Origin of the sequence: Methanothermobacter sp. DP, assembly GCF_026692625.1 — an archaeon.
GTDB classification, from domain to species: domain Archaea; phylum Methanobacteriota; class Methanobacteria; order Methanobacteriales; family Methanothermobacteraceae; genus Methanothermobacter; species Methanothermobacter marburgensis.
In genome coordinates this window covers 1,389,038-1,406,761 of the sequence record NZ_CP113501.1, presented here as the reverse complement: position 1 = coordinate 1,406,761, position 17,724 = coordinate 1,389,038, and the positions used below count along the sequence as shown (strand labels likewise).

General features: G+C 48.3%; 27 protein-coding genes and 1 tRNA gene. 11 read left to right on the top strand and 17 right to left on the bottom strand.

What is annotated here, in order from left to right; genetic code table 11:
- Nucleotides 1–157: 157 nt before the first annotated feature.
- Nucleotides 158–673: an FmdE family protein gene (locus OXN82_RS07660; RefSeq protein WP_321211258.1), complete on the top strand. Its 516-nt coding sequence runs from the start codon at nucleotides 158–160 to the stop codon at nucleotides 671–673.
- A 649-nt stretch (nucleotides 674–1,322) separates the two neighbouring features.
- Here the strand turns inward: OXN82_RS07660 and OXN82_RS07655 are convergent.
- From OXN82_RS07655 to OXN82_RS07630, 6 genes are all read right to left on the bottom strand, one after another.
- Nucleotides 1,323–1,637 (bottom strand): hypothetical protein, encoded by a 315-nt coding sequence (locus OXN82_RS07655; RefSeq protein ID WP_321211257.1) that lies wholly within the window; start codon nucleotides 1,635–1,637, stop codon nucleotides 1,323–1,325.
- Between the two features lie 262 nt (nucleotides 1,638–1,899).
- Nucleotides 1,900–2,331, bottom strand: coding sequence for a hypothetical protein (locus OXN82_RS07650; protein ID WP_321211256.1), 432 nt, complete (start codon nucleotides 2,329–2,331; stop codon nucleotides 1,900–1,902).
- Nucleotides 2,332–2,369: 38 nt separating this feature from the next.
- Nucleotides 2,370–2,831 (bottom strand): cysteine peptidase family C39 domain-containing protein, encoded by a 462-nt coding sequence (locus OXN82_RS07645; protein WP_321211255.1) that lies wholly within the window; start codon nucleotides 2,829–2,831, stop codon nucleotides 2,370–2,372.
- A gap of 13 nt (nucleotides 2,832–2,844) precedes the next feature.
- Complete coding sequence (locus tag OXN82_RS07640) at nucleotides 2,845–3,039, bottom strand: cysteine peptidase family C39 domain-containing protein (protein ID WP_321211254.1); 195 nt, start codon at nucleotides 3,037–3,039, stop codon at nucleotides 2,845–2,847.
- 35 nt (nucleotides 3,040–3,074) lie between these two features.
- The gene (locus tag OXN82_RS07635; protein ID WP_321211253.1) at nucleotides 3,075–3,230 is read right to left on the bottom strand and encodes a hypothetical protein; all 156 of its coding nucleotides are present in this window, start codon (nucleotides 3,228–3,230) and stop codon (nucleotides 3,075–3,077) included.
- Nucleotides 3,231–3,478: 248 nt separating this feature from the next.
- Nucleotides 3,479–3,871 carry a hypothetical protein gene (locus tag OXN82_RS07630; protein WP_321211252.1) on the bottom strand — a complete coding sequence of 131 codons (393 nt, stop codon included), beginning with the start codon at nucleotides 3,869–3,871 and terminating at the stop codon, nucleotides 3,479–3,481.
- A 366-nt stretch (nucleotides 3,872–4,237) separates the two neighbouring features.
- Between OXN82_RS07630 and OXN82_RS07625 the strand changes: the two genes are divergently transcribed.
- Genes OXN82_RS07625 through OXN82_RS07615 form a run of 3 tightly spaced genes read left to right on the top strand, consistent with a single transcriptional unit; the run spans nucleotide 4,238 to nucleotide 5,396 of the window.
- The gene (locus tag OXN82_RS07625; RefSeq protein ID WP_321211251.1) at nucleotides 4,238–4,870 is read left to right on the top strand and encodes a flavin reductase family protein; all 633 of its coding nucleotides are present in this window, start codon (nucleotides 4,238–4,240) and stop codon (nucleotides 4,868–4,870) included.
- Nucleotides 4,867–5,181, top strand: coding sequence for a dTDP-4-dehydrorhamnose 3,5-epimerase family protein (locus OXN82_RS07620; RefSeq protein WP_321211250.1), 315 nt, complete (start codon nucleotides 4,867–4,869; stop codon nucleotides 5,179–5,181). Before OXN82_RS07625 ends, OXN82_RS07620 begins: the two co-directional genes overlap by 4 nt.
- Before the next feature lie 20 nt (nucleotides 5,182–5,201).
- On the top strand, nucleotides 5,202–5,396 hold the full coding sequence (locus OXN82_RS07615) for a polysaccharide biosynthesis protein (protein ID WP_321211249.1): 195 nt from the start codon (nucleotides 5,202–5,204) through the stop codon (nucleotides 5,394–5,396).
- A 53-nt stretch (nucleotides 5,397–5,449) separates the two neighbouring features.
- Here the strand turns inward: OXN82_RS07615 and OXN82_RS07610 are convergent.
- Nucleotides 5,450–5,525: transfer RNA gene (locus OXN82_RS07610), tRNA-Arg, on the bottom strand.
- Nucleotides 5,526–5,658: 133 nt separating this feature from the next.
- On the opposite strand from OXN82_RS07610, the gene hisF reads away from it, so the two are divergent.
- Genes hisF through OXN82_RS07590 form a run of 4 tightly spaced genes read left to right on the top strand, consistent with a single transcriptional unit; the run spans nucleotide 5,659 to nucleotide 8,475 of the window.
- Nucleotides 5,659–6,498, top strand: a complete 840-nt coding sequence (gene hisF, locus OXN82_RS07605) for an imidazole glycerol phosphate synthase subunit HisF (RefSeq protein ID WP_321212179.1) — start codon at nucleotides 5,659–5,661, stop codon at nucleotides 6,496–6,498.
- 7 nt (nucleotides 6,499–6,505) lie between these two features.
- On the top strand, nucleotides 6,506–7,435 hold the full coding sequence (locus OXN82_RS07600; RefSeq protein WP_321211248.1) for a DNA glycosylase: 930 nt from the start codon (nucleotides 6,506–6,508) through the stop codon (nucleotides 7,433–7,435).
- A 34-nt stretch (nucleotides 7,436–7,469) separates the two neighbouring features.
- Entirely contained in the window at nucleotides 7,470–7,973 is a 504-nt protein-coding gene (locus OXN82_RS07595) for a hypothetical protein (RefSeq protein ID WP_321211247.1), read from the top strand.
- Nucleotides 7,966–8,475: a GAF domain-containing protein gene (locus OXN82_RS07590; RefSeq protein ID WP_321211246.1), complete on the top strand. Its 510-nt coding sequence runs from the start codon at nucleotides 7,966–7,968 to the stop codon at nucleotides 8,473–8,475. The genes OXN82_RS07595 and OXN82_RS07590 overlap by 8 nt, the downstream gene beginning before the upstream one ends.
- An 84-nt stretch (nucleotides 8,476–8,559) precedes the next feature.
- Here OXN82_RS07590 and OXN82_RS07585 read toward each other — a convergent pair whose 3' ends face one another.
- Nucleotides 8,560–8,985: a peptidylprolyl isomerase gene (locus OXN82_RS07585; protein ID WP_321211245.1), complete on the bottom strand. Its 426-nt coding sequence runs from the start codon at nucleotides 8,983–8,985 to the stop codon at nucleotides 8,560–8,562.
- 79 nt (nucleotides 8,986–9,064) lie between these two features.
- Between OXN82_RS07585 and OXN82_RS07580 the strand changes: the two genes are divergently transcribed.
- On the top strand, nucleotides 9,065–10,231 hold the full coding sequence (locus OXN82_RS07580) for an acetylornithine transaminase (RefSeq protein WP_321211244.1): 1,167 nt from the start codon (nucleotides 9,065–9,067) through the stop codon (nucleotides 10,229–10,231).
- Nucleotides 10,232–10,260: 29 nt separating this feature from the next.
- Here the strand turns inward: OXN82_RS07580 and OXN82_RS07575 are convergent, their stop codons facing one another.
- Nucleotides 10,261–10,668 carry an NUDIX domain-containing protein gene (locus tag OXN82_RS07575; RefSeq protein ID WP_321211243.1) on the bottom strand — a complete coding sequence of 136 codons (408 nt, stop codon included), beginning with the start codon at nucleotides 10,666–10,668 and terminating at the stop codon, nucleotides 10,261–10,263.
- Between the two features lie 84 nt (nucleotides 10,669–10,752).
- On the opposite strand from OXN82_RS07575, the gene lysA reads away from it, so the two are divergent.
- Nucleotides 10,753–12,039, top strand: coding sequence for a diaminopimelate decarboxylase (lysA, locus tag OXN82_RS07570; RefSeq protein ID WP_321211242.1), 1,287 nt, complete (start codon nucleotides 10,753–10,755; stop codon nucleotides 12,037–12,039).
- Nucleotides 12,040–12,044: 5 nt separating this feature from the next.
- On the top strand, nucleotides 12,045–12,917 hold the full coding sequence (gene dapF, locus OXN82_RS07565) for a diaminopimelate epimerase (RefSeq protein WP_321211241.1): 873 nt from the start codon (nucleotides 12,045–12,047) through the stop codon (nucleotides 12,915–12,917).
- Here the strand turns inward: dapF and OXN82_RS07560 are convergent.
- The 8 genes from OXN82_RS07560 to OXN82_RS07525 all read right to left on the bottom strand — a co-directional run bounded on the left by OXN82_RS07560 (nucleotide 12,901) and on the right by OXN82_RS07525 (nucleotide 17,717).
- Nucleotides 12,901–13,518 (bottom strand): HemK2/MTQ2 family protein methyltransferase, encoded by a 618-nt coding sequence (locus OXN82_RS07560; RefSeq protein WP_321211240.1) that lies wholly within the window; start codon nucleotides 13,516–13,518, stop codon nucleotides 12,901–12,903. The genes dapF and OXN82_RS07560 overlap by 17 nt on opposite strands.
- Nucleotides 13,505–13,708: a helix-turn-helix transcriptional regulator gene (locus OXN82_RS07555; protein ID WP_321211239.1), complete on the bottom strand. Its 204-nt coding sequence runs from the start codon at nucleotides 13,706–13,708 to the stop codon at nucleotides 13,505–13,507. The genes OXN82_RS07560 and OXN82_RS07555 overlap by 14 nt, the downstream gene beginning before the upstream one ends.
- Nucleotides 13,705–14,145, bottom strand: a complete 441-nt coding sequence (locus tag OXN82_RS07550) for a hypothetical protein (RefSeq protein WP_321211238.1) — start codon at nucleotides 14,143–14,145, stop codon at nucleotides 13,705–13,707. The genes OXN82_RS07555 and OXN82_RS07550 overlap by 4 nt, the downstream gene beginning before the upstream one ends.
- 203 nt (nucleotides 14,146–14,348) lie before the next feature.
- Nucleotides 14,349–15,035 (bottom strand): 16S rRNA (adenine(1518)-N(6)/adenine(1519)-N(6))-dimethyltransferase RsmA, encoded by a 687-nt coding sequence (gene rsmA / locus OXN82_RS07545; protein ID WP_321211237.1) that lies wholly within the window; start codon nucleotides 15,033–15,035, stop codon nucleotides 14,349–14,351.
- A gap of 26 nt (nucleotides 15,036–15,061) precedes the next feature.
- Nucleotides 15,062–15,643: a DUF655 domain-containing protein gene (locus OXN82_RS07540; protein WP_321211236.1), complete on the bottom strand. Its 582-nt coding sequence runs from the start codon at nucleotides 15,641–15,643 to the stop codon at nucleotides 15,062–15,064.
- 39 nt (nucleotides 15,644–15,682) lie between these two features.
- Nucleotides 15,683–16,024, bottom strand: a complete 342-nt coding sequence (locus OXN82_RS07535; RefSeq protein ID WP_321211235.1) for a DNA-directed RNA polymerase subunit F — start codon at nucleotides 16,022–16,024, stop codon at nucleotides 15,683–15,685.
- Nucleotides 16,025–16,029: 5 nt separating this feature from the next.
- A complete protein-coding gene (locus tag OXN82_RS07530) occupies nucleotides 16,030–16,320 on the bottom strand; it encodes a 50S ribosomal protein L21e (RefSeq protein ID WP_013296488.1) in 291 nt (96 codons plus the stop codon).
- Nucleotides 16,321–16,508: 188 nt separating this feature from the next.
- Nucleotides 16,509–17,717, bottom strand: a complete 1,209-nt coding sequence (locus OXN82_RS07525) for a tRNA pseudouridine(54/55) synthase Pus10 (protein WP_321211234.1) — start codon at nucleotides 17,715–17,717, stop codon at nucleotides 16,509–16,511.
- Between the last annotated feature and the right edge of the window lie 7 nt (nucleotides 17,718–17,724).

The following is a 17,724-nucleotide window of genomic DNA, read 5'->3' as shown; positions in this document are numbered from 1 at the left end:
CCTCCATCCGTTTTTTCACTAAGAATATAATTTTAATACTATAAAAATTAATATTATTACTTTTTTAAATTAATATAAGTATGAGTAATAATATTCTCTGGATCCGGCACAAACGTTTATATTTAGTGTGGTCTCCAGAGATAGAATGGGTGATAACATGGATTATAGTGACATAGTCAAATTTCACGGTCATTCCTGTGCAGGAACAGCTCTCGGATACATGGTTGGAAAGATCGTGGCAGAGAGATTTGGAAGATCAGAGGATGAGGAGATAGTGGCGGTTGTTGAGAACGACAGCTGCAGCATAGACTCCATCCAGTTCATGACAGGGTGCACATTCGGCAAGGGGAACCTGATATTCAGGGACCATGGAAAACATGTCTACACGTTCCTGAACAGGAAAACAGGTGAGGGAATAAGGATATCCCTTAAAAAGACAATTGATGAACTCATGGATGAACTGGGAGTTGCTGACAGGGCTGAGATGACAGACAGGATACTTGAAATGGACCCCAATGAACTCTTTGATGTCACCGATGTGGTGGAGGAGATTCCAGAGAAGGCGAGGATCTATGGATCGGTGAAGTGTGCTGAATGCGGAGAACCGGTTTCAGAGCACAGGGCAAGAATAAAGAATGGTGAAATAGTCTGCATCCCATGTTTCAGGGGTTAAAATTTTATTTTTTATCATTAGGTTATATTCAGTTCACCAGATGATCATCCAGATATAAAAAAAACGTTAAATGGATTACCTGGTCTCAGCATTGGCTTCCCGGAATGTTTACTGGGGGAGGGCGCTGTTTAGAATGCTTCCTGTTTGCATGAGGATCAGTGAGAGGAAAAATGACCCTGCTGTGAACAGCAAGTCCAGGAATTTAATGGAAAACCTCTAAGAGCCTGCAGCAGGACCAGGATTGTGTAACAGGATACTGCTGATATTATCATGTTGGTCTTTTCTTCAGCAGGATTACTGAAGCGTGCGATAACGAGTCACGTGAAGATGGCGAATGCCAGGCCCAGAAGGAAACCTGAATTTCTGCTCAGCATCCAGGGAAAAGGAGCAATATAACCCCAGTCATGAGTACATATGCACGTCGCACCTAAATCACCACCTATCAATGGGTAGGGAGGCCCCATTATGATGCAAATCTATAACCCTCGTGACTGTACCAGACCATTAGCTTTCACTGTAATCCTGGAACCCATCGAAATCTACCCCCCAAATATCTCCACAATGAAGCCACCCTTCTACCTCAACAATTGATATAAGTTAGGTCTTAGCATCCAAAAAGGTACTCTATGTCTCTTTTTACTGCTGGTTCTTAGGAGGGTTTCAGTTGGGGTGTGTTGACCAGGAGGAGTGTTGTCAGTAATATGATGGCAACATACCAGTTTAAGGTGTTTAGCGCTGGTTGAAGTACCAGTATGATGTAGAGGAGTGCTGTTAGGACCGTCTCAACAAAAATTTTAAGCTGCCCTTTGTGCTGGTTTGAAGTTCTATAACCATAGAGGGAGAGCATGGTAAGCATCAAGAGAAAAACCATGAACTCTGAGGCTCCATGGACATCCAACACATAGAGGAATGAAATTACCATCAAAACCGTGAATAGGCCTAAAAACCTTCTTTCATCAAACATTATAAAACCTCCTGAATAAGGAGGAATGGCGGTACTTTAATACCACCACCCACAATGTGTACGATAATAACGCCCTTCTGAAGGTTCAAAGATGAGATAAAGGGCACCCGCTTTGCCCCAAGGACCCCCATACACTGTCCCGGCAACAGCAACCCAGTAATAAACCTTCCACCAGTTAAACTCCTCACCATGCCATTTACCCTTCTTCTTCAACCGATACTTTCAGTTTTTTTGCTTGCTGTATTTTAATGATGCTTTTTTCTCAATCTTTTGAATCAGTTACTGGTTTGATTATGGTTAACACTGTAAAGGCGATATATGCGATGGCGGTTACTGTAAGCGCGACGCATGTGGTGCCCACAACATTTTTGTTGATGGGTGTTTCTGTGAGGATGGCGTTTGTTAAACCTATGAGGTTGAATCCCAGTGTGAACAGGGCGCTGATCAGCAGTGTCCCGGTAAAGTCATGGTCATAGCATCCACCCGTGTCTATGATAACCCCCTTCAAACCAGTCATGAACAGTATAGCAATGACATCTAAAATGAGAATATAGGCTGCTGAATCAACAGGGTCCCCTGAGACAACATAGAAGAATGGGGCCAGCTCATCCCCCTGCAGCCACCCTGATAGAACTATAGCCGCAGTTATGGCAAAAACCGCCAGTAACGTTAATATAAACCTTTTATATTTCATAGTTTTTCCCCTCTTTTAAAAAATAATTGGTTTGGTGGTTAGTATTCTACATAATGTATGCAGTGATCACGCCCCACGTATGCTTTCACCTTCTTGTTTGGCGGATGATAAGCACAATATTTCCAGTATCTTTGAGGAACATATTTATCTCTGATTGTGATGATTGGATTACCCAGCCCATATAAAGTCACTGGAAGCCACCATAACCGCCCTTTAATCCTCTGCATTTCCTCGGTGCTTAGGATTTTTCCTGTGTTTATATGGGGCTCTGTTTCTGTTTGGTTTTCTGGGTTTGTCTGATTTTCTGTTTCTGTTGTGTTTTCAGTTGTTTCTGTTTGGTTGGTGGTTGTGAGAGTGTAGCATGTGTAGATTTTTTGGAATTCTTCCAGTGGTATTTCTATGTTTCCCTGTGTGGGGTCTGCGAGTTTAACGGTGTTGCTGGTGACTTCCCTGATGAGGGTGTAGTGTCCCTTGCCGTCGCTCACTGTATAGGCGATCATGTTCCCGCGGAGTTCAGTGATGTTGAGTTTCACTCCAATGAGGTTCACGCCTTTGGCCTTTTGCTGCTTTGATGAGTCCCTGCATTGTTGTTCCGTCTTCTGTGGTTTCGGCGAGGTCTGCGAGTTCGTCTTCGGTTGTGTTTATTCCGAGGTTCTGGAGTAGTGTGGCGAGTGCTGCCGGGCCGCAGGTGTAGTTCCTGGTCTGCATAACCACTCCTGTGGTGTCGGCTGTGATGTTATCGTCTATGGTGAACTCTGCTGGATCCGTGAAGTTCCCTTTAGGGTTATCTGCTGTGGATAGTTCCATGGGATCGGTGGGGTTGCTGCGGCCGCGGCAGCGTTAAAGGATACTGCGAGTGTGAAGAGGATCAGCAAACCCCAAAGACACGACTTTCTCATCCATTATCACCACCATAAATTGATAATAAATCTATAAGAAAAACTCATATATATTATGGTTCACTTTTAATGTATTATTCACGTTGATGGGAAAGGATTCTTCTGGGGGGTTGCTTTCTTGTCACCTGGTGATCATCGGGGTCATTGGTTTTTTCTGGTTTGTCTTCGGGAACCCTTTATATCCCTTTTTTCTGGTACAGGTTTGGGGATACTGTTAATTGGGCCAGGGTGTTGATGATTTATTTAATTTATTTTTTCATCCCCCTCTTTTTTGGGGTTCTTTTGTGTTTGAGGGCTGGGATGATGTTGATTATTCCGGCTGGGAGAATGGCTGACCATAGGCTCTCTATTGTGCCTTTGGTTAAACTGATATCCATGAGTGTTGAATAGGTGATACCTGTGATGTTGATGATGGCAAGGGATAGGAGACATGGTGGCCAGTTCTCCCCCCACCATGCCTTCAGGAGACTTAACAGGAGCAGATTGAGCAGCAGGTAAAACAGGGCTGTGTTCAGCCGCTGATAGATGAGTTGAAAGAGTCCGCTCGCCGGGATGCCCCCTGAGAATAGGATGAGAAGTGTTGATATGAAAACAATCACCATTCCAGCCATACTTACAAAATAACTCTCCTCTGATTTCATTAAAACCCACCATTTATCTATTATCTGTCGAGATGGTACCTGTGAACCCACCGGTATGCCTGGACATACCTCCTCTTAAACCCCGGGTTGATATTATCGCCATACCACTGAATCAGACCATAGACCGTATAATAGGCCCAGAAGACCCTTCATAAAATACCACCCACAAACTGCCAGCATTTACCTTTGATGTTCTGCATTTTCTCCTTGCTTGATGTTCTGATGTTTTCTGTGTTGCTGGTTGTCTGGATCTTCTTCTTAGGTTTCTGGGGCTGGTTTTTCCACAGGGCTGTTCGATTATTTAGGAATTATATAACACTGAAAGCCTTATATATTTATTAAATTAATATAGAATACGGTGATTATATGATATTAAAAAATTTTAAGAGGGAATCATTAATACCACTTCCGGTAGCATTCATATCAACCGTGAGTGGTGAGGGTATAAGAAATATAGCCCCCTATTCATGTCTGATGCCCATTCTCAGGCCATTTGACCTTATCTGTGTGGCATCAGCTAAGATGAGGGATACATATGTGAACATAATGGAGACAGAGGAGTTTGTTATAAATCTGCCAGGTGCAGACATGGTTGAGAAAGTAATCCCCACAGCATCCCATGTTCCCCCAGAGATTGATGAATTTGAACTGGCTGGTCTTGAAGAGAAACCATCAGCAAAGGTGACAGTGCCGGGAATCAGGGGATGCTATGCATGGATGGAATGCGAACTTCACAGAATTTATGAGGATACCTACATGGAGGTACCATATCTACTGATAGTAGGTAAGGTTGTGCATCTGGAGGTCGATGATCGTATATACAACAGGAATGATGGTTCATGGGATACAGAAGCAGCCAGACCATTGATGATGGTAGAATCGGATAGGGGGATGCATTTCTGCACAGTAACGGATCTTAAATATTTTGAACCTTATGGTGCAATGTTCCCCGATGGGAAGGATCCCCTTTCATGGATGTATAAGGAGGAAAGTCCATGAAGACATTTGAAGAAATGGATAAACCCCGCGTGCAGAAAATGCCAGGATTTAATGGTGAGAGACCCATTGAAGGGGTGGTGATAAAGGACCTCGTGACATTTTCAGATGAAAGAGGGTTTCTTATAGAGCTAATGCGTCTGGATGATCATGGAATGAAAGCGGCGGATATAAAACAGATAATAGCATCTTACTCATATCCGGGGATGGTTAAAGGGTGGCACATACATTCCAGGCAACAAGATCGTCTGATCTGTGTGCATGGAATGGTTAAACTGGCTCTTTATGACTACCGCAGGGATTCACCCACCTAGGTATAATAAATGAAATCTTTATGGGCGAAAGATACCCAAGAGCTGTTTACATACCTCCAGGGATATTTCATGGAACAAAGAATATTGGTACAGATATTGCTGTGGTCATAGGCATGCCGTCCCTTCTATATGATCCTGAAAACGTTGATGAAAGACGGCTGGACCCTAATGATAATGACTTGATACCCTATGAATGGGGCTGTAAAATGGAATAGACGACCTTATGAGTTTATAATTAACAGGTATAACGTCAGAACCAGATGAAATACGGACCCGGGGGGATTTGAACCCCCGACCTTGGGATCCGAAGTCCCACGTCATATTCCAGGCTAGACTACGGGCCCTACAGACACTTCTCTATTTAAACTTAAACATTTAAATATTTTCTCATAGCCGTACACCACCACAGATTTATAGAGGGTACCCTTTAGATATACATAAAGTTTCAGGAATCTTAATGGGCCAGTGGCGATTGAAATGCTTGCAAAGAGGATAATACCATGTCTTGACTGCGACCTCCAGGTGCCTCATGGCAGAGTCGTGAAGGGCGTTGAATTCAAGAGGATAAGATATGCGGGGGACCCTGTGGAACTCGCAACCCGCTACTACGAGGATGGTGCCGATGAGATAGTCTTCCTTGACATAACAGCATCCCATGAGAGAAGGGAGACCATGACCCATGTGATAGAGGCAACCACCGAGAACGTCTTCGTGCCCATATGTGTGGGGGGAGGCGTAAGGAAACCAGAGGACTACGTTAAGATGCTGAAGGCCGGCGCAGATAAGTGCTCAACAAACACGGCGGCAATCAAAAACCCTGAACTCATCAGTGAGGCATCAAAACTCGTGGGGTCCCAGGCATGTGTCGTTGCAATAGATGCCAAGAGGAGATACATTGAAAACCCCCGGGAATCAGATGAGAGGTTCATAATAGAAGTTGATGACGGCTACTGCTGGTACGAGTGCAGCATATACGGTGGAAGGGAGTTCACAGGGATAGACGCTATAAACTGGGCAATGGAGTGCCAGGACAGGGGGGCAGGGGAGATACTACTCACATCCATGGACCGCGACGGCACAAAGGAGGGCTATGACATTCCACTCACAAGGACCATGAGCGAGAACCTGGACATACCTGTCATAGCATCAGGGGGGGTGGGAAACCCCCAGCACATATACGAGGCCTTCACAGATGGAAAGGCAGACGCGGCCCTCGCTGCAAGCATATTCCACTTCAACGAGTATCCGGTCCCCGCTGTGAAGGAGTACCTTCATTCAAGGGGTATCCCGGTCAGGCTACAGGAAAAGCGGGGTTAAACTATACATGAATATACCTGTAAGGGAATTTGACCTTGAACTGACCCAGGAGAGCGGCCAGACATCCCAGCCACCATGGAAAAGGGTTGATGGCGCCTTCAGGGAGCTCCTCATAATCGGGGGAGTGCCCTGCCCTGTGGAGGTGAGGGTTGAGGATGAAGTCCTCCGGGTGAACCCCTACTCTGACGTCCCCAGAAAACCTTTAAAGAAGAAGATAGAGTATATATTCGACCTTAAATTTGAAATTGAAGATTTATACACTTTTCTTGAGGATAAGGGGCTCTCAGACACCATTCAATCATCAAGGGGGCTGAGGCTATTCCTTGCAAAGGATCCATTTGAGTGCATAATCTCATCCATAGCCTCCGCCAACTGCTCCATTAAGAGATGGACGAGGGCAGTGGATGATATCAAAAGGGGATGGGGTGACTGCCACGTATTCAGGGGGGAGCGGTTCTACACCTTCCCATCTCCTGCCACCCTTGCAGGAGTTGAGGAGGAATCACTTGAGGACCTTCAGAGGCGCGAGGATAAACTACCCGATGATTTCAGGTTCACTGACCTCAGATCATGCGGGGTGGGCTACAGGGCCCCCTACATAAGGGAGACCTCAAGGATACTCTCTGAGGAACTTGATATCAGCAAAATCCACAGGATGGACTACCAGGATGCCAGGGAGGTCCTCCTTGAACTGCCAGGGGTCGGACCGAAGGTGGCTGACTGCATACTACTCTATGGGTTCAGGAAAACTGAGGCCTTCCCTGTTGATGTTTGGGTGAGAAGGATAATGAACCACATGTACCCTGATAGAAACTTCAGTGCCAGGGAAATTGCTGAATTTGCAGCCCGAGAGTACGGTGAAATGGCTGGTTACGTCCAGCTCTACCTCTTCAACCACGCAAGGAGGTCAGGGCTACTTGAAAAACTCAGGGGTTAATGATGAAGGGCAACCTGTGCCCGGGAACTTTAAGATGAAGGATGTTATTGATGAATTCAGGAGGGCCGCAGGGAAATCTTTCAGGGAACTCAGAAGGGTCCTGGATGAAAAATACTGCTGGAAGTGCCCCCAGCGGTCAACAAGGGACAGGATAGGCTGCAGGGAGGTTGAGGCATGGATGCGTCTCAGATCGGCCCTTGAGGAGGAACTCACAGAACAGGTAAAGGTCCTCGGCGAGACTTATCATGAAGGTGTACTCTTAAGGATCAGGGAGAAAACTGAGAAGCCCACCATTAAGATAATCAGGGATAAGGGGGGATACATAATCATCAGGGATAGCACCTCTGGCCTCAGGATGGGCCATGAAGTCATGGTTGGCTCCAGGATCCTCAGGGTTGAGGGACTGGATGGTGCCGCTGTCATAACCGGTGGGGGAAGGTACCCCCTTTATGAGGTGCGGGGCAGGGTCCTGGACAGGGTTCGACCAGGGCACCCATTCTACAGGTATATAAGGTCACTGGAGGGCCATGATGAATGATCTGAGGGAAAAACTTGAATCTGTCTCGTCTGTTAAGGAAGCCTCTGATATTGTCTTTGATGAAATAAAAATGAGAACAGGAAGCAGGTACTGCTATGTCGCCTACGTTGACCCTGAAAATGGGGACAGTGTGGGTATAAGGTTCTCCCACCTGACAGACTACTGCAGTTACTATGAGGAGATGGGCGAGGCAAGGTTCAGGCTCCCAAAAAGCGGGAGGTACGGCGGCCTCCTCGGGTACTCCCTTGATACAGGGGAGTCATTCTTCACCAACAACCCGGCGGGACACCCTGCAGCCCATGGGATACCTGAGGGACACATAAAGGTTTCAAGGTTCCTATCTCTGGCAGTGAAGGATGATGAGGGGATCCTAGGGCAGATAGTGGCAGCGGATCCCCCTGAAAATTACAATGAGGGTCACCTCAGGGTGGCTGAGAAGATCGCAGAGGCCTACGCAGGGGTCCTTAGAAGGTTCTACCGTGGCGAGATACCCCTCAGATAGAACCCTCTAGGGAATTCTCATTCGTCGTAGACCCTGACCTAGATGTCTTCATCCTAATCATCAATGAAATCGAAAATGGAATTCTCATTCGTCGTAGACCCTGACCTTCAGCATCCGGTCGCCCCTCTCTATTGATTCAACAACATCCATGCCCTTCACAACCCGCCCAAAGACGGTGTGAACCCCATCAAGGTGAGGCTGGGGGGAGAGTGTTATGAAGAACTGACTACCACCGGTGTCCCTCCCTGCATGGGCCATTGAAAGGGCCCCCTTCACGTGTTTATTGGGATTTATCTCACACTTTATGGTGTAACCTGGCCCACCGGTACCATCACCCACCGGGCAGCCACCCTGAATCACAAAGTCAGGTATTACCCGGTGGAATGTGAGTCCATCATAGAAGCCGGTGTTTGCAAGTTTCTCAAAATTGGCAACTGTATTCGGGGCATCCTCAGGGAAGAGGATGAGCTCTATTTCTCCCTTAAAGGTTTCAATAACAGCCCTTTTCATTTAACCACCATAACATACATATTTATTATCCATTTAGGTTCAAGATTAATATAAGTCCACCACATGTTTCGGTGATATCATGGATTCAGAGGAAGTAATTGAACTTGAAAAAAAATTTATCATGCAGACCTACACGCGGCAGCCCATTGTGCTCTCCCATGGCAAGGGCGCCACTGTATGGGATATTGATGGTAACTCCTACATTGACTGCTTTGCTGGTGTTGCTGTTAACAGCATTGGACATGCCCACCCAAAGGTTGCACTTGCAATCTGTCACCAGGCCCAGAGGCTCATCCACTCATCCAACATATACTATACCAGGGAGCAGGCGGAACTTGCAAAGCTCCTCACAGGTATATCCCCCCATGACAGGGTTTTCTTTGCAAACAGCGGTGCTGAGGCAAATGAGGGGGCCATAAAACTTGCGAGAAAGTTCACAGGAAAATCCGAGATAATAGCCACGGAGAACTCCTTCCATGGAAGGACCCTTGCAACTGTAACCGCCACGGGACAGAAGAAGTACAGCGAACCATTCAGGCCACTGCCAGAGGGATTCAAACATGTCCCCTACGGTGACCTGGGGGCAATGGCAGATGCCATAGGTGATGACACGGCAGCCATAATACTTGAACCCGTGCAGGGTGAGGGCGGGGTTATAGTCCCCCCTGAGGGCTACCTGCGGGACGTGGGGGAACTTGCAAGGCAGAATGATGTTCTCCTCATACTCGATGAGGTGCAGACAGGGTTTGGAAGGACCGGCGCCATGTTTGCATCGGAGCTGTTTGATGTGCGACCTGACATCACCACGGTTGCAAAGGCCATGGGTGGAGGATACCCCATAGGCGCCGTGCTTGCAGATGAAAGGGTTGCATCGGCATTCAAACCAGGGGACCATGGATCAACATTCGGGGGGAACCCGCTGGGGTGTGCAGCTGCCATAGCAACCATTGAGGTTTTGCTGGATGAGAAGCTACCTGAGAGGGCGGCCAAGATGGGTTCCTATTTCATGGCAAGGCTCAGGCGGGTTCTGCAGGGCTGTGATTCTGTGAGGGACATCCGTGGCGTGGGCCTCATGATCGGGATAGAACTTGATGGCGACTGCAGCAGGGTCGTTGACGAGGCAAGGGAGATGGGTGTGCTTATAAACTGCACTGCGGGTAACGTGATAAGGCTGGTTCCTCCACTTGTCATAAAGAAGGAGGAGATAGACGCAGCGGTCGATGTCCTCGGACAGGTCATCTCCTAGTTTCAGTAAGATTCATGGTTTAAGGGGCGTCATCGAGTTTTGGGGTGCTCAAAAAGCCATGGATTTTTATTTTTAAATTCGCGGAGCCAGGGTGAAAAGTCCATTTCACCACCAGTGAACCAGCACCAGTCCTCGTGTTCGCTGCTGATTTTCGGAACGCCCCCTCTAAACTCAGTAGAGAAGATAATGTTGACCGATACCTTCTCCGGGAAAACCTGCTCAAATGCACCCAAAACATGCATGGGCCTGATTTCGAGGCCTGTCTCCTCATGGACTTCCCGTGATAGTGCCTCATCAAGTGTTTCACCACCATCAGGTTTTCCACCGGGAAGCTCCCACATTGAGGGGTTTGTTGCCGAATCACGGGATCTTTTCAGAATGAGAACACCATCATCACCCCTTATAAGGGCCCTAACGACCGGTATGAATGGTTTCATATTTTCACATCCCACGAACTTTTATTAGTCAGTTGAATGAAAGATTTGATTGATTCATTAATTAATCTGGGAGGATCATCCATTATGTTTTCTGATATTGAGGTTAACGATAAGGGACACCTTGTGATTGGGGGTGCCGATGCAGTTGAACTGGCAGATGAATACGGCACCCCACTCTATGTCATCGATGAGATGAGAATAAGGGACAATTACAAAAGGCTCCACAGGGCATTCTCCAGGAACTATTCAGATTTCCAGGTATTCTACGCCTGCAAGGCCAACACCAACCTCGCGGTTATGAGGATACTGGAGGAGGAGGGCAGTGGAATCGATGCCGTGTCTCCAGGGGAGATCTACACCGCCCTCATGGCGGGCTTTGACCCTGAAAGGATCCTCTACACCGGCAACAATGTGAGGGATGATGAGCTGCAGTTTGCACTTGAAGCGGGTGTGAGGATCAATATTGATTCAAGGTCACAGCTTCTGAGGCTGGCGGAGATGGCCCCTGAGGGACTTGAGGTATCATTCAGGGTCAACCCCCTTGTGGGTGCAGGCCACCATGAGCACTGCATCACCGGCGGGGAGATGAGCAAGTTCGGTATCATGGAAAGCGAGGCCCCCGAGGTTTACAGTCTCGCACTTGACCTTGGCCTTAAGCCGGTGGGTATACATGCCCATATAGGGTCAGGGATACTTGACCCGGAGCCCTTCATGCTGGCAGTTGAGTCCCTGATGGATATCGCAGGAAGGGTTCATGGGGAGACAGGGGTCGAATTTGAATTCATAGACTTCGGTGGAGGCCTGGGCATACCCTACACTCCAGATGAGGAGCCACTGGACATCGATGAATTCGCATCAAGGATAACGGGCCTCTTCAAGGATAAACTATCTGATTATGGCCTTGGAAAGCCTGTGATGTGCCTTGAGCCTGGAAGGTACATAGTTGGGGATGCATCATATCTCCTAACACGCGTTAACACAGTAAAGGAGAGCTACAGGAAATTCGCAGGGGTTGACGCAGGCTTCAACACACTGCTGAGGCCTGCCATGTATGGCTCCTACCACCACATCCTGGTTGCAGACAGGCCCCTTGCTGGGCCCTCAGGAAAGATAGACATAGCAGGGAATGTGTGTGAATCAGGGGACCTATTTGCAAGGGACAGGCCCATGCCTGAGGTCAATGAGGGTGACATCCTTGCCATCATGAATGCAGGTGCCTACTCCTTCTCAATGGCCTCCCAGTACAACTCCCGCCCACGACCGGCTGAGGTGCTTGTAAGGGATGGCGAGGCGGAGGTTGTGAGGAGGAGGGAGACATTCGCTGATCTCCTATCAGGACAGACCATACCTGCAAGGCTTCTTAAGAGGTAGATAGAATGACGAGGATGATAATGTTCTCCAAGATGCATGGACTTGGAAATGACTATGTGGTTATAGATGAGAGCACCAGGGAGTGCATACCCGAGGATAAAAAGCCTGAATTCGTCAGTGAGGTCTGCACCAGGGGATTCTCTGTTGGGGCCGATGGTGTCATATTTGTCCAGCCAGCAGCTGGTGATGGGGATATAAGGTTCAGGATATTCAATGCCGATGGAAGCGAGGCAGAGATGTGCGGTAACGGAATAAGGTGCTTCTCAAAGTTTGTATACGACAATGCCATTGTGAGAAAGAGAAAACTTGACGTTGAAACCCTTGCAGGCATCAAAACCGTGGAGCTTGAGATTGGGGATGATGGTTCAGTGGTCTCCTCAAGGGTTGATATGGGCACAGCAACATTCAAGACAGACCAGATACCCATGGATGTGGGGGAATGCGAGTTCATAGACCGTTTCCTCCCGGTTGAGGGTGAGGATATCAAACTCACAGCCCTGAGCGTAGGGAACCCCCATGCGGTGATATTTGTGGATGATGCCGAATCGGTGGACCTGGAGCGGCTTGGACCCGCAATAGAAAATCACCCCCTCTTCCCTGAGAGGATCAACGTGCACTTTGTTGAGGTGGTTGATCCATCTGAGATCATAATGGTAACCTGGGAGAGGGGCGCCGGGCCAACAATGGCCTGTGGAACAGGGGCCACAGCCAGTGTTATTGCAGGGGTTAAACTTGAAAAACTGGATGACAGCGTCCTGGTGCATCTACCTGGAGGTGAACTGAAAATAGATGTCTACCAGGATGGTACAGAGCTGGGAGCCTACATGGAGGGCGATTCTGTACTTGTGTTCGATGGGATACTCATAAGGGATCCCTAGCTTTCATAACGGCCCTTATGAGGACTATCTCCTCAAAGAAGTACCTTTCGCTCGCAGCAACCTCTGCATCAAAACCAAGACTCTGGAGCCTTTCAAGTGTCCTACTGGTGTCTGAGAGTGAGGATTGAACAAGCTGGACTCTTCCACCGGGCTTGAGGTGTTCGGCCACCCCATCAAGGAAGCGGTCTATAACCCTCCTTCCGTCGGGTCCTCCATTCCAGGCAAGATCTATGGGGTCCTCTGTGAGATCATCTTCACCCATAGGGAGGTAGGGGGTGTTGAAGAGTATAACATCGAATTTCTCACCCCTCACAGGATCAAAGAGGTCGCCCTGGAGTACCCTTAACCTGCAACCATTCAGGGCAGCGTTTTTCCTGGCACATTCAACTGCAGAGGGATTTATATCTGTTGCAGTCACATCGGCCTTCTCTGAGGCCTTTATGGCAACCAGTCCCGTACCGGTGCCTATTTCAAGGACCCTTTCACCCTCTCCAACATCGAGGTTATCTGCAAGGAGGAAGGTGTCCTCTGCAGGCTCATATACGTCCCTGCATGTTTCGATTTTCAGATCACCGTACCTTATCATTTCAACCATCCTCATCAAGGAGGAATATGTCCTCTATGTGCTCCCCCCCGAGGGCCCTTGTGACCCTGTGGGCGAGGATGAGGGAGGGGTTGTAGCGCCCCCTCTCAAGGGCTATTATGGTCTGCCTTGTAACCCCCACCATCTCTGCCAGTTCCTCCTGGGTCAATCCAAGTTTATTTCTGTATTCCCTTATCCGGGTTTTCAATTTTCCCTCTCCAGGCGATAGTTTGTCACTGATTTGGCGATAACCCCTGCAACCAGTGCAATCACAGGGACTGGATCCACGTAGGGCTCACCCCTAAGAGAACTTGAGATGAGCTGGATGAATATTCCCACCACAAGGACTGGCATCATGGCCCAGGCCGCGTTTCTCTCGGCTACTGCCTCGTGGATGTATTCCCTTTCATCCCTCCTGACCTTCCACATAACATCAAACATGTCAAGGAAGAGGAATACCAGCCATGCGGCCGTCACATATATTCTTGCCATGGTGCTGAGGGGCAGGAGCTGGACCGCTACAAGGATTAGAAGCACGGATGCCAGATATGCAGCGCCCTGCCAGGTTTTAACTGAAACCCCCCAGCCACCATACTTTCTTCTTCCAAACCATTCGGGTCTTGCTATTATCAAAACAACCACCATGTAAAAAATAGTTTACATAATATTTATATTTTTCTATAGTGGACTGCACTTCAGAGGGGGCCCTGGTGATCATGAGGACGCTGAGAGTTCCCCCATGCGTTCTGCTATTTCAAGTATCTCCTCTGGCTTCAGCTGAAAGACCCTCTTCTCAAGTATCTCAGATGGAAGAACATCCATGACATCATTGAAGTCCAGGTCGGCCTTTATCTCGTGGAAAGACTCCCTGAGTGACTTGGAGGTTTTTTCTTTCTGTGCTGAAAGAGGGCACGGCACACATCCTCAAAAAGTGCCGGTAGCCTGAACCCCGTGGGCCTTAAAGTCACAACTGCAGAGTCAACACGGGGCCTAGGGAAGAAGCAGCCCGGTTTTAGGTAATCAACTATCTGGACCTCTGCAAGGAAGTGCAGCATTACAGAGAGCCTTGAGTAATCCCGTGCACCCGGTTCTGCAACCATCCTTGCAGCAAACTCCTTCTGGTACATGAGGACTCCCAGCTCAAATTCATGCCTCAGAAGCCTGAAGGTTACAGGGGACGATATCTGGTAGGGCAGGTTGGATACCACCTTGTTGAAGTCGGGAAAATCAACCTTAAGGGCGTCGCCGACAATGATATCCACATTGTCCCCTTTTATTCTATCGGCAAGGATCTCTGCAATGAATGGGTCGCTCTCAATTGCGGTGACATGACCTGCAAGTTCCGCCATGGGGAGTGTCAGTGTACCTATGCCGGCCCCTATCTCCAGGACATGATCATCGGGCCCCAGATCGGCATATCCCAGTATGCGCTGCCTCTTGCCGTCATCAACAAGGTAATTCTGCCCCAGACTCCTTCTGAGCCTGACACCGTACTTCCTCAGAACGTCCCTTGTCTCTCTGTAGAGTCCCGTCATAAAATAAATTGGTTATTGGGTTAAAATCAGTCCCTCTTCTTCTGGGGAGGTCTTGTGAATATTGTGTACTTCCTTTTTCCCCGCTTGGCGCCCTCAACGTCCAGTTCCATGAGGACCCTCCTGACGATGAGTTTAACAGGGTCTGATAGCATGGGGACCCTGTTCTTTATGTCCTCAAAACTCTCAAAGGGCTTTTCCTCACGGGCCTTCAGGATATCCCACATATGCTTTTTACCGATTCCTGGAAGAAGTTCAAGCTGATGAAGCCTGGTGCTTATGGGGCCCGCCTCATTGAAGAAACGCACGAACCTGTCCTCGTTGGACTTTATTATTTCCTCAATGACGTAGGGCAGTTCAACCCTGGCTGTGGCCGTGAGTTCATTGTGCCGGAGTCTCCTGTTGATCTTGGCTATCTTATCCCTCTTACCCTTACCTATGTAGACCTCCTCATGAATCTCAAGGTCAACATCTGGCCTGGGTGTTAACTCAAGGAGGGTGAACTCGTCCTTTCCCAGAGCCTGGGCAACAGGCCTCTTCTTGAATGTACCGAAACCTTCACTCACGTAACCAAGTGGAAGGTAATCCAGTATGATAGCGTACTCTTCCATGAAATCACATACTCTAATTTTTCAGGTCAGATATTATTTTTATTCGACCCGGTATTTATCTATTACCTCGAGTATGCCTGGCAGGTCCTCTGCCTTTATGGGGACCCTTTCCTTGGCAAAGATTAAACGGAGGTCAGATAGGTCCACAGGCATGATATCTGCGATCTTGACAGCATGCCTCCTCTTTATGTTGGGGATACCCATCAGTTCCTCAATGAGGCTCCTGCTGGTTTCAGGGTCAAGCCTTGAAAAGCGGGTTACATGGTCAAGGACAAGGTTCTGCTCGTAGGTGAGCTCATGTTCTTCCCCAAATTTTTCAAGTATCTTCTTAACCTCTGCCATTGAAACAGGTTCACTTTCCAGAACCTTTTTCCCTATCATGGGAATCACTCTTGCATCTGAAGGTGCTCTGGCCTCACCACAAGCTGTTTCTCCTTGTTACCATCCCTTATGGACACGACATATGATCTTCCCATCATCCCTGCAACACGGCCTGTTTTACCATGGAAGCGGGGGTGGGGCTGGCCCCGGTGGATGCTTGGATCTATTATTATGTGTACAAGGTCACCCTCACTGAAGCTCTGGATCTTCCTTGTTATCGGGTTTGATCTTCCAGGTCTTTTAACCTTCTGAAGCTTGTGTCTTGTTTTACTTCTGAAACCTCTTGATCTTCTCATTTTTTAACCTCCATAAAAAGCCTGTGATGGCTTGTAACAGTCATTAAAACCTTACAAGAATCAGACATCTAAACTTATAAGTTCTGTATTTAACATTTCCATAGATATATATTTTTCCTCAGGGCAGGGGGTCTCTCAGGTTAAGGGGGAGATCATCATCAGGCTTGTCTCCTGGGTCATATGGATCATCATGTGGCCTCTCCGACCTCAAGGACATCAAGGCTGGCGCACCTTGCAGGTACACCCAGGATGCTGCTCACGCTGGGTTCTGTACGGCCCGAGTCCCCTGAGATCAGTTCCTTTATGTACAGTCCACCCTCAGCCTTTATTATGAGTTCCAGTTGATCGTCAAGGCGTTTCCAGGATATGTCAAGGACCCTGCGTTTTCTGATCCTGTCGGCCCTTCTGTGTGAAACCCTCAGAGGGGTCCGCTGCCTTATCAGGTCAAGTTTCTCAAGCTTTACCAGGTTCTCATCAGACACGGCACCTTTGAGTTCAACAATGGCACGGTAGACCTTGTATTTTTTCCTTGATAACTCCTTCAGTTCCACCTTTCTGTTCCTTGAGGAGAACCTTAGATCAGCCACCTCAACCATGCCCCTGGCTCTTCTGTTTATCTCATCCTCCAGTGCCCTTAGATCTGGTGTGCGGATTGCCGGCTCCTTTATCTCCAGCACGAAGGGTCTTCCGGTTCCAAGCATCCGCACATCCACATCCTCCCTGCCGGAGCCATGGAACTTACTGTCACTTCCCCCTGTCGCCTCGAGTACCGGTTCTGATATGAGTTCCTCCACAGATGTGGGGTACATTTTACCTGTATAATCGCACCTGCTGCACCCCCTCCCGCGGCAGCTCCTGCAGGGCCATTTTGTCTGTGGTATACCACGGACAAGTTTACGGTATCGTCCCTCAATGAAGATGGGGTTTATCTGAACATGGACCCTTATTTGCCCCCTCAGATCAACAGTTATTACAAGGTCAGGTGATTCAAAGTCCGCAGCGCAGCAGAGGATTGAAGTGACCCTTTTTCCGAGTTCACGGTTCACCTCCCTTTTGATACCCTCCACCTTGATTCCAAGGCGCCTGTTTATCTCTTCATCAATTCTGAGCACATCATCAGGGAGCCTTGTACCCACAAGTACCGATGAGTACTCCAGGTTGAGGTCATCCACCTTCTCCCTGACACTCAGGGCAGCCTCATCGAGCCTCTCAAACACATCGCCACATACCAGGCAGGGGCCTTCCAGATGGAGTGAAAATTTTTCAACAAGCCTTTCACCCCTAAGGCGGTTTCCAGGCCCCTCCATGACATCAGAAAAACGTCTTCCAAGGCAGTGGGGACATATTTTTGAGTCTGTGATATCCAAGATGACATCAAGTCTTTCCTGAACGTCCATTTTCATT

Excerpts from the sequence above, each read along its gene's own strand:
- OXN82_RS07660 (WP_321211258.1), top strand. The coding sequence starts at position 158 with ATGGATTATAGTGACATAGTCAAATTTCACGGTCATTCCTGTGCAGGA.
- OXN82_RS07655 (WP_321211257.1), bottom strand. The coding sequence starts at position 1,637 with ATGTTTGATGAAAGAAGGTTTTTAGGCCTATTCACGGTTTTGATGGTA.
- OXN82_RS07650 (WP_321211256.1), bottom strand. The coding sequence starts at position 2,331 with ATGAAATATAAAAGGTTTATATTAACGTTACTGGCGGTTTTTGCCATA.
- OXN82_RS07645 (WP_321211255.1), bottom strand. The coding sequence starts at position 2,831 with ATGATCGCCTATACAGTGAGCGACGGCAAGGGACACTACACCCTCATC.
- OXN82_RS07640 (WP_321211254.1), bottom strand. The coding sequence starts at position 3,039 with ATGCAGACCAGGAACTACACCTGCGGCCCGGCAGCACTCGCCACACTA.
- OXN82_RS07635 (WP_321211253.1), bottom strand. The coding sequence starts at position 3,230 with ATGAGAAAGTCGTGTCTTTGGGGTTTGCTGATCCTCTTCACACTCGCA.
- OXN82_RS07630 (WP_321211252.1), bottom strand. The coding sequence starts at position 3,871 with ATGAAATCAGAGGAGAGTTATTTTGTAAGTATGGCTGGAATGGTGATT.
- OXN82_RS07625 (WP_321211251.1), top strand. The coding sequence starts at position 4,238 with ATGATATTAAAAAATTTTAAGAGGGAATCATTAATACCACTTCCGGTA.
- OXN82_RS07620 (WP_321211250.1), top strand. The coding sequence starts at position 4,867 with ATGAAGACATTTGAAGAAATGGATAAACCCCGCGTGCAGAAAATGCCA.
- OXN82_RS07615 (WP_321211249.1), top strand. The coding sequence starts at position 5,202 with ATGGGCGAAAGATACCCAAGAGCTGTTTACATACCTCCAGGGATATTT.
- hisF (WP_321212179.1), top strand. The coding sequence starts at position 5,659 with ATGCTTGCAAAGAGGATAATACCATGTCTTGACTGCGACCTCCAGGTG.
- OXN82_RS07600 (WP_321211248.1), top strand. The coding sequence starts at position 6,506 with ATGAATATACCTGTAAGGGAATTTGACCTTGAACTGACCCAGGAGAGC.
- OXN82_RS07595 (WP_321211247.1), top strand. The coding sequence starts at position 7,470 with ATGAAGGATGTTATTGATGAATTCAGGAGGGCCGCAGGGAAATCTTTC.
- OXN82_RS07590 (WP_321211246.1), top strand. The coding sequence starts at position 7,966 with ATGAATGATCTGAGGGAAAAACTTGAATCTGTCTCGTCTGTTAAGGAA.
- OXN82_RS07585 (WP_321211245.1), bottom strand. The coding sequence starts at position 8,985 with ATGAAAAGGGCTGTTATTGAAACCTTTAAGGGAGAAATAGAGCTCATC.
- OXN82_RS07580 (WP_321211244.1), top strand. The coding sequence starts at position 9,065 with ATGGATTCAGAGGAAGTAATTGAACTTGAAAAAAAATTTATCATGCAG.
- OXN82_RS07575 (WP_321211243.1), bottom strand. The coding sequence starts at position 10,668 with ATGAAACCATTCATACCGGTCGTTAGGGCCCTTATAAGGGGTGATGAT.
- lysA (WP_321211242.1), top strand. The coding sequence starts at position 10,753 with ATGTTTTCTGATATTGAGGTTAACGATAAGGGACACCTTGTGATTGGG.
- dapF (WP_321211241.1), top strand. The coding sequence starts at position 12,045 with ATGACGAGGATGATAATGTTCTCCAAGATGCATGGACTTGGAAATGAC.
- OXN82_RS07560 (WP_321211240.1), bottom strand. The coding sequence starts at position 13,518 with ATGAGGATGGTTGAAATGATAAGGTACGGTGATCTGAAAATCGAAACA.
- OXN82_RS07550 (WP_321211238.1), bottom strand. The coding sequence starts at position 14,145 with ATGGTGGTTGTTTTGATAATAGCAAGACCCGAATGGTTTGGAAGAAGA.
- rsmA (WP_321211237.1), bottom strand. The coding sequence starts at position 15,035 with ATGACGGGACTCTACAGAGAGACAAGGGACGTTCTGAGGAAGTACGGT.
- OXN82_RS07540 (WP_321211236.1), bottom strand. The coding sequence starts at position 15,643 with ATGGAAGAGTACGCTATCATACTGGATTACCTTCCACTTGGTTACGTG.
- OXN82_RS07535 (WP_321211235.1), bottom strand. The coding sequence starts at position 16,024 with ATGATAGGGAAAAAGGTTCTGGAAAGTGAACCTGTTTCAATGGCAGAG.
- OXN82_RS07530 (WP_013296488.1), bottom strand. The coding sequence starts at position 16,320 with ATGAGAAGATCAAGAGGTTTCAGAAGTAAAACAAGACACAAGCTTCAG.
- OXN82_RS07525 (WP_321211234.1), bottom strand. The coding sequence starts at position 17,717 with ATGGACGTTCAGGAAAGACTTGATGTCATCTTGGATATCACAGACTCA.